General features: G+C 67.8%; 12 protein-coding genes. 2 read left to right on the forward strand and 10 right to left on the reverse strand.

Annotated elements, in window-relative coordinates; genetic code table 11:
* The 4 genes from sphsw_RS06325 to sphsw_RS06340 all read right to left on the reverse strand — a co-directional run.
* Positions 1 to 393, reverse strand: a 393-nt coding sequence (locus tag sphsw_RS06325; protein ID WP_160172611.1) for a tryptophan 7-halogenase, incomplete at its 3' end; no start/stop codon positions are given.
* Positions 390 to 1,907, reverse strand: a complete 1,518-nt coding sequence (locus tag sphsw_RS06330; protein ID WP_031439863.1) for a tryptophan halogenase family protein — start codon at positions 1,905 to 1,907, stop codon at positions 390 to 392. The genes sphsw_RS06330 and sphsw_RS06325, both read right to left, overlap by 4 nt.
* Positions 1,904 to 3,307: a tryptophan 7-halogenase gene (locus sphsw_RS06335; RefSeq protein WP_081874180.1), complete on the reverse strand. Its 1,404-nt coding sequence runs from the start codon at positions 3,305 to 3,307 to the stop codon at positions 1,904 to 1,906. Before sphsw_RS06335 ends, sphsw_RS06330 begins: the two co-directional genes overlap by 4 nt.
* A complete protein-coding gene (locus sphsw_RS06340) occupies positions 3,304 to 4,830 on the reverse strand; it encodes a tryptophan halogenase family protein (protein WP_443024374.1) in 1,527 nt (508 codons plus the stop codon). The genes sphsw_RS06335 and sphsw_RS06340 overlap by 4 nt, the downstream gene beginning before the upstream one ends.
* A gap of 157 nt (positions 4,831 to 4,987) precedes the next feature.
* Here sphsw_RS06340 and sphsw_RS06345 point away from each other — a divergent pair, with 157 nt between their 5' ends.
* Positions 4,988 to 8,377 (forward strand): TonB-dependent receptor, encoded by a 3,390-nt coding sequence (locus sphsw_RS06345; RefSeq protein WP_052380858.1) that lies wholly within the window; start codon positions 4,988 to 4,990, stop codon positions 8,375 to 8,377.
* A 102-nt stretch (positions 8,378 to 8,479) separates the two neighbouring features.
* On the opposite strand, the gene sphsw_RS06350 is transcribed toward sphsw_RS06345, so the two are convergent.
* The 5 genes from sphsw_RS06350 to sphsw_RS06370 form a co-directional block, all read right to left on the reverse strand.
* Complete coding sequence (locus sphsw_RS06350) at positions 8,480 to 9,622, reverse strand: endo-1,4-beta-xylanase (protein WP_031439867.1); 1,143 nt, start codon at positions 9,620 to 9,622, stop codon at positions 8,480 to 8,482.
* A gap of 135 nt (positions 9,623 to 9,757) precedes the next feature.
* Positions 9,758 to 11,071: a DUF2779 domain-containing protein gene (locus sphsw_RS20060; RefSeq protein ID WP_235188305.1), complete on the reverse strand. Its 1,314-nt coding sequence runs from the start codon at positions 11,069 to 11,071 to the stop codon at positions 9,758 to 9,760.
* A 151-nt stretch (positions 11,072 to 11,222) separates the two neighbouring features.
* Complete coding sequence (locus sphsw_RS06360; RefSeq protein ID WP_031439869.1) at positions 11,223 to 11,594, reverse strand: hypothetical protein; 372 nt, start codon at positions 11,592 to 11,594, stop codon at positions 11,223 to 11,225.
* A gap of 23 nt (positions 11,595 to 11,617) precedes the next feature.
* Positions 11,618 to 12,214, reverse strand: coding sequence for a response regulator transcription factor (locus sphsw_RS06365; RefSeq protein ID WP_031393582.1), 597 nt, complete (start codon positions 12,212 to 12,214; stop codon positions 11,618 to 11,620).
* Positions 12,211 to 13,764, reverse strand: a complete 1,554-nt coding sequence (locus sphsw_RS06370) for an ATP-binding protein (protein ID WP_128082007.1) — start codon at positions 13,762 to 13,764, stop codon at positions 12,211 to 12,213. The genes sphsw_RS06365 and sphsw_RS06370 overlap by 4 nt, the downstream gene beginning before the upstream one ends.
* A gap of 230 nt (positions 13,765 to 13,994) precedes the next feature.
* Here sphsw_RS06370 and sphsw_RS06375 point away from each other — a divergent pair, with 230 nt between their 5' ends.
* Positions 13,995 to 14,279 carry a hypothetical protein gene (locus sphsw_RS06375; RefSeq protein ID WP_037527406.1) on the forward strand — a complete coding sequence of 95 codons (285 nt, stop codon included), beginning with the start codon at positions 13,995 to 13,997 and terminating at the stop codon, positions 14,277 to 14,279.
* Between the two features lie 113 nt (positions 14,280 to 14,392).
* Here sphsw_RS06375 and sphsw_RS19685 read toward each other — a convergent pair.
* The coding region (locus tag sphsw_RS19685; RefSeq protein ID WP_160172612.1) for a hypothetical protein at positions 14,393 to 14,777 on the reverse strand (385 nt) is incomplete at its 5' end.

Consider the following 14,777-nt stretch of genomic DNA (forward strand, 5'->3'; position numbering starts at 1 on the left):
GAGCGAATAGGCGCCGAGCGCTTCGGCGGCCCCCGCCTGGCGGGCGCGCAGCCACTGCGCGGCGAATGGCACGCCGGCGATGTCGGTCCCGATCTGGCCGAACGGATGGACGTAGGATTCGCCCGGGCGCGTCCAGCCCTCGAAGCGGATGCCGAGCTTGTAGCTGCCGCCGGTCGCGCGGAGGAATGCGTCCTCGTCGATCCCGAGCATCGCGTGAAAGGTGCGGATCGGAGGGATCGTTGCCTCGCCGACGCCGATCGTGGCGATGTCGTCCGATTCCACGAGCGTCACGCGCGTCCCAGCCGGGCCCAGCAGTCGGCCGAACGCGACCGCGGCCATCCAGCCCGCGGTACCACCGCCGACGATCACGACCGATCCGAGCGTGCCGGTCATGCGCGCACCCGCGTCGGGCAAATGCGGGCCAGATAGTCCTCGTGCCGGGGCATTCGCGATGCGGCATCGGCGAACATCGCGCGCAGCCGGTCGAACCGTGCATCGACCTCCCGCGCGTCGACCGCATCGGCCAGCCGGTCCCAGCCGTCGGGAACGATGCCCTGGCCCAGCAGCACCGCGACCCAGCTCGCCTCCGCGAACAGATCGTCCTCCCACCGGAACAGGCGTCCGCGGCGACGCCACAAGGCGAGCTTCTCGCTCAAGCTGTCGGGGATCGCCCGCGCACGCGTCTCGCGCCAGAATGGCGAATCCTCGCGGCGCGTCGCATGGTAATGGAGGATGAGGAAGTCGCGGACCTGGTCGAACTGCGTCGCCGCCAGCCGGTTATAGGTGTCGATCTCGACCGGCGAGAAGCCCTGGTCGGGAAACAAGGCGAGCAGCTTCGAGATGCCGGTCTGGACCATGTGGATGCTGGTCGATTCGAGCGGTTCGGTAAAACCGGAGGCAAGGCCCAACGCGACGACGTTGCCGATCCACTGCTTGCGCCGCCGTCCCGCGGTGAAGCGCAGCAGGCGTGGTTCGGCGAGCGGGGTGCCGTCGACCCCGGCGCGCAGCGTCGCCGCGGCCTTGTCGTCCGAACAATGCGCGCTGCTATAGACATAGCCGTTGCCGGTGCGGTGCTGCAGCGGGATGCGCCATTGCCAGCCGGCCGCGCGCGCGGTCGAACGGGTATAGGGGGTGATCGCCGCGCCGGCGTTCGCGGTCGGCATCGCGACGGCCCGGTCGCAGGGCAGCCAGTGCGTCCAGTCCTCATAGCCCGCGCCCAGCGTCTGCTCGATCAGCAGGCCGCGGAACCCCGAACAGTCGAGGAACAGGTCCCCTTCGATGACGCGGTCGCCGGCCAGCGTGACGTGGCGGACATGGCCGGTCTCGCCGTCGAGCGCGACATCGACGACATCGCCTTCGACGCGCACGACACCGTCGCGCTCGGCGCGGCCGCGCAGGAAGCGTGCATAAAGGCCCGCGTCGAAATGATAGGCGTGCGCCATCTGCGACAGCACCGACGCCGGGTCGGGCGAGGGGGGTATGAACCGTCCCGCGCGCGCGGCGACCGCGCACAGCGAATAGGCCTCGATATCCTCGACGATCCCGGCGGCGCGGCGGCGACGCCAATATTGGTGGAAGCGCACACCCTCGATATCGAAACCGAACCCGCCAAAGGGATGCAGATAGCGCTCGCCAACCGCACCCCAGTTGACGAACTCGATCCCGAGCTTGAAGCTCCCCGCGGTCGCGGCGAGGAATTCGGCTTCTTCGATTCCCAGCATCGCGTTGAAGCCGCGGATCGGCGGGATCGTCGCTTCGCCGACGCCGACGGTGCCGATCGCGTCGGACTCGATCAGGGTGATGCTTGCCCCGGTCGGGATCAGCCGTGCGAGCGCGGCCGCCGCCATCCAGCCGGCCGTGCCGCCGCCGACGATGACGATGCGGCGGACGGGGGCGCCGATCGTCATGCGCGCGCCCGCAACGCGGCCATCGCCTGCGCATAAGGGGGAAGCGCGCGGACCTGCGCGATGACCCGCGCGCGCTGCTCGGCCAGATGCCGTTCGATCGCCGCCAGCGGCACTATGTCCGCGCGCGCATCGTAACGGCGCGGCATGAGGCCCATCGCGTCGAACATCACCGCCCAATCCTCTTCCTCGAACGGTTCGTCGTCATACATCGGCAACCGCCCGCGCGCCGCGAACAGAGCGTGTTTGGCGGCGACTGGTCCGGGTAGCGATGCCGCGCGGCGGTCGTCCCACAGCGCGCCGGCGCGACCGGCCACGGCATAGTGCGCGATCAGGAAGTCGCGCGCGCCCTGCAGCGCCCCGGCCGCGGTGCGGTTAAAGGCGGCGGCTTCGACGGGTGCCTGCGGTCCAGCGGGCCAGAGCTGGATCAACTGCGCGAGCGACCGCAGCAGCAGCGTCAGTGCGGTCGGGTGCAGCGGTTCGAGCAGACCCGCGGCGGCGCCTAGTGCGATGCAATTGCCCCGCCATGCCTGAACGCGGCGCGCCGCGTGGAACGGCTTGCCGGTGCCGCCAACGCTGCACGTCAGTCGCACATCCGCGCCGTCGAGCGGCCAGGTCGCCGTCCAGCCCGCGTCCTGCGCATCGACCTGCGTATAGGGCGGGGGGGCGCCCTGCGCGGACACCGTCTCGGTATGCGTGCGGTTGCAGGGCAACCAGCCGGACCAGTCTTCGGACGCGGGGCTGGTACGGCTGGCGATGCGCGCGTCGGTTCCCGAACAGTCGAGGACGATCCAGGGTTCGATCCCGGTACCGTCCGCAAGGGTCAGCCTCTCGACGATGCCGTTCGCTGCGATCTCGGCATCGACGAAGTCCGCGGACGCGCGTTCGGCCCCCGCTCGCAGCGCCGCCCCGCGCAACAGCGCTTCATAGGGCGCGACGGGCAGATGCAGCGCATGCGCGATCGGCGCCCCGGGCGCGAACCGGCCCGCCTGCGCGGCGACCGCAGACAGCGCGTGATCGGCCAGCCGGACCGGGTGCCCCGCCGCGCGCAGCCGTCCGGCGAGCTGGTGGAACGCGATGCCCTCGAGCGGCGCACCGGTCTCACCATAAGACAGGAACGTCGCCGCGCCGTCGGCCCGCCAGCCGCCGAACGCGACGCCCAGCGCATGGCCGCCGCCCGTCATCCGAACGAGTGCCGCCGCATCGAGACCGAGATCGGCATGGAAGCCCGCGAGCGCTGGCGGCACCGCGATCACCGGTGCGAAATCGCCCAGGCCATCGCCGCCGGTGCCGTCGTCGATCACCACTACGCGGTAGGACTCGCGTGGCAAGCGCCGCGCCAGCGCTGCCGCGGCGATCCAGCCACACAGGTTCGCGCCCAGCACAGCGACCGTGGCTGTCACGCGGCAGCCCCGATCCGCGCAAGATAGTCCGCATGCGATGGCATCCCCGCGGCGGTGCGGCGGCAGGCGTCGGCGACCGCCGCGACACGCGCGCGCGCGTCCGCGACGGGCAGTGCGGCGACGAGGGGGTGGATGCGTTCGGGCATGATTCGCTGGCCATAATAGACCGCGAGCCAGCTCGCGGGCAGGAACATGCCCTCGCGATATTGTTCGACGATGCCGCGATCGCGAAAGGCAGCGATCTTCCCGGCCAGCGAGGGGGGCAGGTCCATCGTCCGCATGTGGCGCCAGAACGGCGTGTCGTCACGCTCGGTCGCGCAATAATGCAGAACCAGAAAGTCGCGGACGCGGTCATATTCCAGCGCCATCGCGCGGTTGAATTCCGCGGCATCCGCAGGGTCGAGCACGGCGTCGTTCGGGAACAGCTCGATCAGCTTGCCGATGGCCAGCTGGATCAGGTGGATGCTGGTCGACTCGAGCGGCTCGAGAAACCCGGCGGAAAGGCCGATCGCCACGCAATTGTCGATCCACTGGCGGTGCCGACGCCCGGTGCGGAATCGCAGCATCCGCGGCTCGGCCAGGGGCTCGCCCTCGAGATTGTCGAGCAGCACCGCGCGCGCGCGGTCCGGATCGGTGAAGCGCGTCGAGAAGACATGACCGTTCCCGGTGCGATGCTGCAGCGGGATCCGCCATTGCCAGCCGGCGTCGCGCGCGGTGGCGCGGGTATAGGGGACGGGGGGACCGGTGTTCGCCGTCGGGACCGCCCAGGCCGCGTCGCAGGGCAGCCAGTGCGCCCAATCCTCGTGTCCCGCCTTCAGGGCGCCTTCGATCAGCAAGGCGCGGAACCCTGAACAGTCGACGAACAGATCACCCTCGATCCGCTGCCCGTCCGCCAGGCGAAGGGCCGCGATACCGCTCGGGCCCCGTTCGACGTGCTCGACGCGACCCTCGATCCGCGTCACGCCGCGGGCTTCAGCATAGTCGCGCAGATACGCGGCATAGAGCCCGGCATCGAACTGATACGCATAGGAATAGGTCGACCCGACCGATCGCGGATCGTCGAGCGGCGGCGTGAAACGCCCGGCACGCGCGGCGACGATCGGGAGCGAGCAGGCGGCGAGCGCGGGCGTCTCATCCGGCCTGCCCCGGGTCGCGTGGAGCCAATGCTGATGGAATGGCAGTCCGTCGATGTCATGCCCGAAATCGCCGAACGGATGGATGTAGCTGTCGCCGATCCGACCCCAATCGCAGAACTCGATACCCAGCTTGAACGTCGCCTTGGTACGCCGGACGAAATCGGCTTCGTCGATACCCAGTCTTTGATTGAAGAAACGGATGTGTGGCACCGTGGCCTCACCGACACCGACGGTGCCGATCTCCTCGGACTCGACCAGCGTGATGTCGGCCAGCCGTGCCGCGGACGGCGTACCGGTCGTTAGGCCGAGCGTCGCCGCGGTCATCCAGCCTGCGGTACCGCCACCAACGATAACGATGCGTAGCCGAGCACGTTCGTCCAATTCCACCCCCCGGCTATGTTGCAATCATGCAACAAGCCTAGCAATTCACTTAAAAACCGTCCGATTCAGTCTAGGCCGAACTCATCCCTCTCGCTACCAAACATTGTAAGAAAAAAGCGCTTACAAATGATAGCGCTAACACAATGAGGGGATGCCGGGAGTCATGGCCAAGTTCGAGATCACACGCGCCGCGCGTCGCGGGAACCTCCTCAAAGGTGGTGCCTCCTTGCTTGCGCTGTGCCTGGCCGCCGCGCCAAACGGCGCTCTGGCTCAGCAAGCCGATGCCGCCGCCGGCCAGACCACGCTGACGCCGAACGCGGCCGGGCGTACCGCATCTTCTGATCGCACTGCGGCGACGGTGGCCGGGGCGCCCCAGGCGGGCGCGGCACAGCCCTCCGCCAACGGGCAGGTGCCCTCGGGCGGTGCCGAGGTGACGCAGGCCGAGCAGTCGACCGCGACGCCGCAGGACGAAGCCGCCGATCAGGACATCGTCGTCACCGGCATCCGCCAGAGCCTGAAGAGTGCTCAGGCGATCAAGCGCAACTCCGAAGTCGTGGGCGATTCGATCTCGTCCGAAGACATCGGCGCGCTGCCCGACCGTTCGGTCACCGAAGCGCTGCAGCGCGTGCCTGGCGTGTCGATCAGCCGCTTCTCGGCCGGTGCCGATCCCGATCACTTCGCGACCGAAGGGTCGGGCGTCACCGTCCGCGGCCTCAGCTACACGCGCTCCGAGATCAACGGCCGGGATTCGTTCAGCGCGAACAACGGCCGCGGCCTGTCCTTCGCCGACGTGCCCGCCGAACTGCTTGGCGGCGTCGACGTGTTCAAGAGCCCGTCCGCCGACATGATCGAAGGCGGCATCGGCGGGTCGGTCAATCTGCGCACGCGCCTGCCGTTCGATTCCACCGGACTGGTGCTGGGCGGGACGCTCGAAAACAACTACGGCGATTTCGTCAAGAAGTCGGCACCGACGGTCTCGGTGCTCGGCAGTAATCGCTGGGAAACCGGCATCGGCGACTTCGGCATCCTTGCCAGCTTCGTGCGCTCGCAGGTCCGCAGCCGCGCCGACAGCGTGCAGATCTCGAACTGGGGCGAGCGCGTGATCGGCGCCGACGGATCGCTGCTGCAGCCGGTCGACGCGACCACCGGCGTGGTCAACACCGGCCGCACCGTCTACGTGCCCCGTGGCGCGGCGATCCGCAGCCAGGAGTTCAACCGCACGCGCTACGGCTATTCGGCCGCCGGCCAGTGGCGCAGTCCCGACAAGTCGATGACCGCGACCGCGCAGTTCCTGCGGACCGACTCGCGCGAGGCGTGGACCGAGAATTCGATCGAGGTCGCGACCGACAACGTGCTGGCGGCAGGCGACACGCAGCCCTTCCCCGGCACCAGCTTTGCCTATGACGACGATAATGTCTTCACCAGCGGGATCATCACCGGCCCGAACGGCTATCGTGCCGATCAGGATCCGGCGAACGGCGGCGATCAGCGCACGCCGAGCAACGGCCTGCAGAGCAACAACATCTCGCGCGGCAACCAGTCACGCTTCCGCACCAACGACGCCAGCTTCAACCTTAAGTGGCAGGCGACGAACCGGCTCGGCATCAACCTCGACTACCAGCATGTCTGGTCGCAGGTGAAGGTCACCGACCTGACCGTCTGGGGCACGACCTTCCAGAATGCCGACATCCGGCTCGACGGGACCAACCCGGCCTATGTGAACTTCATCCCGGTGACGAACACGCCGAACAATTACCAGAACGCCGCGCACCCGAGCTATCTCGATGCGTATAACAACTTCTACCGTTCGGCGATGGACCATATCGAGGACAGCGAGGGCAACGAGGACGCTGCGCGCATCGACCTCGATTATTCCTTCCCCGAGGATAGCTGGCTGACCTCGGTCCGCGTCGGCTATCGCTTCGCCGATCGCCAGAATGAAGCCCGCTCAACCGGCTATAACTGGGGCGTGCTCAGCGAGATCTGGGGCGGCGGCAACAACCAGGACAATGCAGCGGCGCCGACCGGCCCGGGTGGTCCGGTCTGGTTCGATCGCCCGATCGACGGCAATCCCGTCACGCGTAATACGGGCAATCTCGGACCGCAGCAGGCCTTCCTCTACGACAACTTCTTCCGCGGCAAGGCGAACGACTCGTCGAACGGCGGGCGCGTGTTCGTGCCGGGGTCGTTCCTCCAGGATTATGGTGCGGCAACGCAGGCGATCAGCCAGATCGCGCAGGAATGGCGCAACTTCACGAGCAACCTGTCGGGTGCCAATGGCTGGGTGCCGCTGGCGGGCCGTGCCGGCGTCGTCGCCGGAACGCCGTTCCTGCCCGGTGAGATCAACCCGGTCAGCGAGCGCAACAACGCGGTCTATGCGATGGCGCGATTTGGCAACGACCTGTCGAACGGCTGGAACCTGAGCGGCAATATCGGTGTGCGGTACACCAAGACGGATCGGGTCTCGTCGGGCTTCTTCGCCTTCCCGCAACAGTCGTTCAGCTGCGTCGCGCCGACCAACGGGCAGCCGGTCTCGCGGTTCTGCGCGTTGCCGCAAGCCGTACGCGACGCGGCGGCGGCGTTCCAGAACGGCAGCACGACGCCCAACGACGCCAAGCTGAGCTACGACTATTTCCTCCCAAGCTTTAACGTGAAGCTGGCGATGGGCGGTGGTCTTCAGTTCCGCGCGGCGTTCACCAAGAGCGTCGCTCCGCCGGATTTCGGGCTGACCCGGTCCTATTACAACATCAATCTGAACACGAGCGACCAGACGATCCTGTTCAACGGCGCGCCGGTCGCGACCTTCCAGGTCGGCAACCCGTTTCTGAAGCCGGTTCGTGCGGACAATTACGATGTCACCGCGGAATGGTATTTCTCGAACGTCGGCCAGCTCACGCTGTCGCTGTTCAAGAAGGACCTGTACGGCGTGCAGACCAACAGCCTGCAGCGTCAGAGCTTCACCAACAACGGCGCGACATTCGACGGGATCATCACGACCCCGCTGAACTCGACCGAGACGGGGCGCGTGAAGGGGTTCGAGGTCGGCTATCAGCAGACTTATGATTTCCTGCCCGGGTTCCTGAGCGGGTTCGGTCTCGCGGCCAATTTCACCTACGTGAAGTCGTCGGGCGTGTCGCAGCAGAATCTCGACTCCGACGATCCCAACGTCACCGCCGGGATCATCTCCAACGTCGACACCAGCGGGCTGCCGTTGCAGGGGCTGTCGAAATACCAGTTCAACTTCGCGCCCTTCTATCAGCGTAACGGGCTGGAGGTACGCGCCGCGTATAACTGGCGGTCCAAGAACCTGCTGACGATCCGCGACGTGATCGTGCCGAATTCGCCGGTCTACGCGGAGAAATACGGGCAGCTCGACGCCTCGATCTTCTACGCGGTGACGCCAGCGATCAAGATGGGGTTCCAGGGCGTCAACCTGACCAACTCGATCACGCGCACGTCATATGTGATCAACGATGATCTGCTGACGCGGCCGCGCAACTGGTTCATCGCGGATCGCCGCTTCACCTTCTCGATCCGCGCGTCGTTCAGATAAGCGCGAAAGGGTCGGCCGGGGCGGCCGACCCTTTCGATCCTTTTCCCGTTCTCCCCCCTGGGCGCCGCGCGACAACCGCGGTGCCCTTTTTTTGTTCGGGCGTCAGGTGCGGGGCGGGGCGGCAGCAAGCGCGGCGGCGATCGCCGTGTACATCGGTTTGGGCTTGAACGCGGCGTCATAGGGGCAGGGGCGGCGGCGGGCCTTGTCCTTGCGCGGCTCGAACCCCTCGATCCAGCTATATCGGTCGGTCATCCCCCACAGCAGCACGTCGCGAAGCTGCGGATAGGCGAGCATCACGTCGAGATAGCCGCGCGTGAAATCGGCCACCGCCTGGTCGCGGACCGTGAAATCGGCGGGGAGTGCGTTGTCGCGGACGTCGAGCTCGGTGATCACCAGCCCATAGCCCATCGCGGTGACCGCATCGAGGAAGCGGCGCCACTCGCCCTCGAGCCCTGCGATCGTCGCACGCGCGTCGATTCCCTGGGTGACGAGGTGAGATTGCACCCCCAGCGCATCCACCGGCACGCCGCGCGCCTTGAACCCTTCGAGCAGCTTGAGCACGCCGGCGCGGTGCGTGGCGTTGCCGGGCTCCCAGCTCATATAGTCGTTATAGACCAGCTGCGCGTGCGGCGCGACGCGGCGCGCGGTGTGGAAGGCCAGGTCCAGCGTTGCCTCGGGGCTGCCGAGCGCGCGCGACAAAGCGGTCTGGTACAGGCTCGCATCCTTGGGATCGACCGCCTCGTTGACGACGTCATAGCTGCGGATCCTCGTGCCATAGCGGCGGCATACCGTGGTGATATGATCGACCAGCAGATGTTCTGCGGCGCGCGCGGGGCGCGCGCCGAAATCATGCGCTTCTTCCCAGCGCGGCATCCATTTGGGCTGATGCCACAGCAGATTATGCCCGCGCACCGGCAGTGCGTTGGCGTCCGCCCAGGCCATCATCGCATCGAAGCGGGTAAAGTCGAAGGCGGTCGCGCTCGGCCGCAACGCCTGCCACTTCATCTCGTTTTCGGCCACGAGCAGACCGCAGTCGCGCTTGAGCAGGTTGGCGTAGGCCGGGTTCGCGAACGAGCCGCGATCGGCACCTGGGGCACCCCATGCGAAACTCGACCCCAGCCGCATCCCCTTGGCCGCGGCGATGCCGTGCAGGCCGGTCGGCGCAGGTGCGGCCGTTCCACGGGCGCCGGCCGATACGGCAAGACCCGTCAGCATCGCCAGCCCGGTGCGTCGCGTAATTTCCACAGCACATCCTCTCTTATGATAGCGCTAACGCTGACGGTTTCTCCGCAACAGGTCAATCCCGAAGTCTCTGATTTGATACGCAAACTGGATGGCCGAAGACGCAACGGTTCGGTGGCAAGAGGGCCTTGGACGTGTCTATGCAACGGGGGAAGGTGGGCCCGGTTCAATCAGCCGTTCTGCAACGACCCGCATCGCCTCGACATCCCGGCCGCAATAGAGGCGCAGGGCGGCATCGAGTTCGGCGCGGCGCTCTGGCGTAGATGCGACGTCGACCGCTTCGCGATACGCCGCGACCGCGTCGCCGCCGTCCCGTACGGCCAGCGTAGCATAATCGAGATGCGGTGCGATCGTCGGCAGGACCGCCTTGATCGACCAGCTTCCGCGCTGGTCCCGGTGGTACCAATGGTCGCGGGTGACGGGCAGCAGGTCGACGATGCGCGCGGCGAGATCGTCGAGCACGGCGGCGAGATCGGGATAGGCACGCGCGAGGCGCAGCACGACGTCGCGTTCGAAACGGGCGTGCCAGGCGATGACCGCGCCGGTCCGTGGCAGTGCGGCAAGCGCCTGGGCACAGGCGCGGCGCGGATCTTTGCCGCTCAGATCGAGGAACTCGCGCCGTACGATGCCGTGGTCAGCGGCTTCGACATCCGCGACGAATTGAAACGGCACCTGCTCATAGGGCGAGCAGCCGGGCCAGACCGGCACCGCGTCGCTGACGGTTTCGAAGTCCAGCCAGGTACGCGGATACGACCAGCCGGCCATCACCTGCGCAGCGCCCGCGGGGTCATGCTCGACCTGCCCGGTCATCGTGGCGCGGTGGACGCGGCGGTCGGTGTCGGAGCGCAGATCCTCGACTGGGACGAGCGTCAGGTCGTCGATGCCGCGGCGCAGGAACGCTTTGCCTGCGCCGCGCGGCAGGATCGTCACGGGCCAGTACGGACCCGCCGGCAAACCTGCGTGGCAATAGTCGGTGAAGACACAGGTGTACGGCGCGTGACAGTGATCGCCGACGATCGCCGCAGGTTCGCTTTGTGTCAGCAAGGCCTTGGCCGCACCGATGCGCGCGCCTTGTGTCGCCACGATCGGCGCAACCAGCGCGGTCACGTCGGTATCGACGAACAGCCCGCCGCGGTCCCCCGAGCGGTCCAGCGTGAAGTCGCGATCGAGGTGGCGGACGTGAACCGATGTGATGCGGAGGCCGTTGGCGGCGGCGACCCAGGCCTGAGTCGCGAGTGCGGCGAGATGGTCCGGCTTTGCCTTGGTCGAACCGCGAACGGCAATGATGCGCCAGCCGTCGCCATCCGGTTCGAGGATATCGACGATCGCCTGCACGCCGTCGTGGAAGAACTGCGCGCCCGCGATGGTCTGGCGGGTCGCAATCGCTGCGCCGGTCGCTGCTGACGCTGCCGATCGACCGGAGGCGGGGTCGATCATGACCATGTCAGGCATTTGCCGCCGCGCCTCGGCAGCAATCGCATGCGCGGTCGCCCGACGATCGGCGGCATCGTTCGTCGGGCCTGCGCTGTCGGGCCGAAACGTCATCAGCCACGATTGCCGCGGGCACCGCTCGAACGCGGCGAGGCGCGATGGCGAGAGCGTCTCAGGCGGCAAAATCACACCCCTCCATCGACCATCCGTCCCAGCGCATCACGAGATCCCGCGCGTCGCGCGACGTTGCGGGATCGACCGCGACCGCGTCGATCCGTTCGGCCTGGCGTTCGATCAGGCCGAGCCACTTGGCGCGGACCGCCTCGACGTCCGCCGGGAGCATGTAGCGATGCCATAAGCGCGCGACGCGTCGTTCGATGAAAAGGCGCTCGAGCACGTCGCGCGTGCGGTCCAACGGCAGTCCGGCATGGCTGCGCCGCAATTCGCCGACGATATGCGACGGATAGATCTCGCGGCGGGTCTTGAGCAGGTCGAGAATGGCCCGTTCGATCATCGTCTCGTCGATCGCCGTGGTGGTCGGCATGAAACCTCCGTCAAAGGATGCGGTCACCGCGCGAGCGCGATCAACTGGGCAAGACCGTTGGTACCGGTCTTGGCGACGATGGCCGCGCGGTGATCTTCGACCGTCTTGGGGCTGAGCCCGAGGATGTCGGCAACGGCCTTGTTGCTATGTCCCTGCACGAGCAGGTCGAACACCTGACGTTCGCGCGCCGACAGGGCTGCGGTTCGTGCGCGGATGCTGCGTTGGCGCCGGGACCACGCGACCCCCTCGTCGACCGCGCTGAGGAGGCGTGTCTCGTCGAGCGGCTTTTCCAGATAATCGAGGCCGCCATAGCGCCGCACCGAATCCACGGCATTCGCGGTCGTCGGCCACGCGGTCATGAAGACGATCGCAACCGCGGGGTCGATCATCCGCACGCGGTCGGCAAAGCCGAAGCCGTCGAGGTCGCCCATCATGATGTCGGTGACGATGCACAGCGCCGGTGCTTCTGCGTAGACCGACAGCAGCATGACCGGGTCGAGAAAGGGTTCGGCGGCATGACCGTGACGGCAGAGCAGTCGTGCGACGGCCGCGCCGAGGTCATGGTCGTCATCGACGACATAGACGGCGGCACGATCCGGCTGATTGGCGGGGAGTGTCATGACTCGGCTCCGGGGCGCGGGAGGGATAGCGTCGCGCAGATGGTGCCGTCGGCGTGCGTGACACGCTCCACCGTGCCGCCATGGGCTTCGACGATCGCCCGCGCCACGAGCGCCCCGACGCCCATGCCGGGGCGTGCTTCCCGCCGATCGGGGCAGCGGTTCGCGACCATGACCATGACCCGGTCCTCGTTCTGATGGGCGGAGAGCGCGACACGACCGTCGCACGCCTGCACCGCATTGCGGACCAGATTGACCACCGCCTGCGCGAGCTCAATCTCCTGGCCGAAGACGACCAAGTCGGGATCGATGGGCGACACCTCCACCACGACCCGCGCCGCCCTGGCCTCGGCACGGGTCAATGCCGTGACGGTCTCGACCAGCGCGGACAGGGGCAGGGCGCTCGGTTCGTCGACCGATCGACCGCCGAAACGGCGCAGCCGGCGGACCAGAGTGGACAGCGCCGCCGCCTTGCGGTCGATCAGCGCGGCGGTCTGGGCGATGTCCGGATCGGCGGCGACGGTGATCTCGTGCAGGTGCTTGGCCTCGATCGCCAGCGTCGAAAGCGGCTGGCTGATCTCGTGGATCACCGCCACCGACATGGCGCGCAGCGTCTTCAGCCGTTCCGCCTGGAACAGCATGCGGTCGCGCCGCGACAGGTCGCTTTGGGCCCGCGCCTGCGCATCGGCGAAGCTGCCGGCGAGGTAGCCGACGACGACGATCGATGCGAGGCTCATGTGCAAGGCGAGCCGTTCGGCGACGGGCAGTTCGGTCGCGGTAAAGGGGAGGACGATCGCCGCGACGATCACGATCGCGCACCAGCCTGCGGTGCGGCCGAAGCGCAAGCCGATCCAGGCGACCGCGAGCAGCGCTGGGGCGGCGGGCACGCCCAGCCCGATCTCTGCCAGCAGCGTGCTCGCGGCGATCGCTGCGCCGAGGACGAGGGCCGCTTCGGCCAGTCCGGCAAGCTGGCGGAGCGTCGGGCGGTGCAGTGCCCGGGGCCGGTCCTGCCCCGCATGGACCACCCAGAGCAAGGGCGGGGCGATCAGCAACACGCCGAGCAGGTCGCCGACGACAAAGCCTGTCAGCGATGCCACCGTCTGACGAAGGCCCGAGACGCCCGTTAATTCGGGACTGAACAAGGTCCAGGGCAGCGCCGCCATGGTCGCCGCGACCGGCGCGGTGACTGCGGCGAGGCCGAGCGGCATCGGCGCGACGCCGAGGCTCGATTGCGACCGCGCCGCGACGTGGCGGACCAGCCAGACGACGATGCCATAGGTCAGCGCGGGCCGGGCGACGCCGTTTGCCGCGGTCAGCCAGCCGGCCTGACCCGGAACGATGATGCCGGCGATCGTCTGCACGATCAGTTCCGTCGCCATCACCGCCAGCGTCAGCCGCGGGCCACGGCTCCACAGCAGCGCCAGCCTGACGCCCGCGGCGGGATAGAGCAGCGAGTAGAAGCCCTGACCGCCCCAGCCTGCCGCGGCCTGGTGCGCGGCCGCGAACGCCGCTGCATAGCCGATGAGCCAGGGAAGGTCGGCCAGTCGTGGCACTGTTTTGCCGGCTACGGCACCGATCGAGAGGCGGGGCGGAGAGGGAGGCAGCGGCATTGAGGGCTGCCTAGCCGCATCCGGCGCCGATAGGCCATCGGGGAAATTCCCGGGTTTTCGGCGCGGCGGCGATGGCCATGATGATCGCGAGCCAGCCCCGGGAATGTATCGATGCCAGCCCATAGTGTCTCGCGATCGCGGAATCGTCACCGCGTAACGGGCGCAGCCGTACGATGACGGAAGGACCTGATCCGATTCACGAGGTGCGCGAGCTCTGGTACCAGGAGGATGGCAGCGTCATCGTCTACAGCCATCAGGTCGTGCCGCGGCGGTGGTGGAACCGCCTGACGCGGCCGATCGGCGTGCTGCTGATCGTGCTCGCCGTCGCGTGGCCCGCATTGCTGCTATCTCATGGATGGACATGGCTGGGCCTGGCGTTTGCCATTGGCGACGTGTGCGTCGTGTTCGTCGGCCGTGATCTGATCCTGTGGGGGGCCAGGCGCTGGAGCGATCCATAGGCAACCGCGTTTAGACGCGGAATCGGAAGGTCTGCGCAGCAGGGCGGGCGCCCTGACGGGCTTGTGGCTCGCCAGGGCACATCATGCAATGGCCGGCCCCCCCGACCGGCTGGTCAGTCGCCGGGGAGGGCGGCACCGGCGACTGCGAACAGATCCGCCGCGGAGTGGCGGGACAGGTCGATCGGAAACGCCGCGCTCATCGACACGCCCGCCGGCGCGTCGTTCGCATCGAAGCCGAGCGCGCGGCAGGCCGCCACGCTCGCCTTGGTCCTGCAGGCGAGCCCGCCGCCATGTGCAAAGACGTTCAGCAGCACCCGGCGTGCGTGCGAGCGCGGCCGGATGCGCAGATCGGGAACGTCAGTATAATAGATCTCCAGCGCGCCGGGGCAGAGCCGGGCGAGATCGTCGAGCAGCGCCTCGCGCTCGTTCGGCGCGGCGGTCGGTTCGGTGCGCAGCGCTTCCTCGTCACCATCGGTTTCATCATCGGCCTCGCTCTCT

This window comes from Sphingomonas sp. FUKUSWIS1 (genome assembly GCF_000733135.1).
Taxonomy (GTDB): domain Bacteria; phylum Pseudomonadota; class Alphaproteobacteria; order Sphingomonadales; family Sphingomonadaceae; genus Sphingomonas; species Sphingomonas aerolata.